The organism is Pseudomonas sp. UBA2684 (genome assembly GCA_002354655.1).
GTDB lineage: Bacteria > Pseudomonadota > Gammaproteobacteria > Pseudomonadales > Pseudomonadaceae > Aquipseudomonas.
Genome location: DELY01000050.1, coordinates 339,078 through 339,982 on the forward strand (window position 1 = coordinate 339,078; position 905 = coordinate 339,982).

The following is a 905-nucleotide window of genomic DNA, read 5'->3' on the forward strand; positions in this document are numbered from 1 at the left end:
TTCCTCGCCTGTTTTTGCCTTGCCTAACCGTCGCTCGCTACGTTCTCACACAGCCTGAAACTGGATTATCTATGAGTACTACCAACAAACGCTTTATCGCCGGGGCGGTGTGCCCGGCGTGCAGCGAGATGGACAAGATCCAGATGTGGAACGTCGATGGCGTGCCGCACCGCGAATGCGTGGCCTGCGGCTACGCCGACACCCTGGATGAGCGCGGCAATTCGGTGCCCAGGGAGCTGCCGACGCGGGTCAATGTCAGCGCCCTAAAACCCAAGGCGGCCGATCCCAAGGTGCAGGCGGTGCAGTTCTTCCCCAATCCCAAACTGAAAAAATGACCGGGAGTCATGGTTAACGTCGTGCCGCGGCGGCTCGTAGGCTGGCCGCCAGGGAACAAACCTAGCGAATAAACAAGCCGCCAAGGAGGGCCTATGTGGCACTTGGTCTGTGGTGATGCGGCCGTCGCGGGTGTGACGTTCGTCCTCGGCCCGGCACTGGCGGCCGAGTCGTTGCGGGTGATGCGCGACGACCTGGCCGTCGGCCCGTTGCAGGGTATCGACACCGCGCCGTGCGCCGCTCGCAGCGCCTACTGGCAAAGCGTCTGGTCGCAATCGGTGCAGCCGCTGCCCGATTTCGCTGCCGGGCTGAGCGCGGATGCCGATTGGCTCGCCGGGCTGGCCAGCGCCGGCCGTGCGCTCACCGTGTGGCACGGCGACAGCTGTTCCGAACAGCTGCTGCTGGCGCGTCTGGCCCAGGCGCTGGAAGGTTCGGCCGTCGAGTTGTGGGAAGTCGCCTGCGGCAATCCGCAGTTGCCGCCCCGGCGCACGGTGTCCTTGTGCTGCCCGGCAGAGTTAGTCGCGCGCTATGCGCAACGGCGACGGCTCGAACCGGCGCGCCGGCAGTGGCTC

2 protein-coding genes are annotated in these 905 nt (G+C 65.7%); both read left to right on the forward strand.

The genetic code is table 11. The features are described 5' to 3' along the window. The first annotated feature begins 71 nt into the window (after positions 1-71). Complete coding sequence (locus B3M58_RS19285) at positions 72-335, forward strand: YheV family putative zinc ribbon protein (RefSeq protein WP_296221551.1); 264 nt, start codon at positions 72-74, stop codon at positions 333-335. Positions 336-428: 93 nt separating this feature from the next. Beyond that, on the forward strand, positions 429-905 hold a 477-nt coding region (locus B3M58_RS19290; protein WP_296221553.1), incomplete at its 3' end, for a DUF1835 domain-containing protein.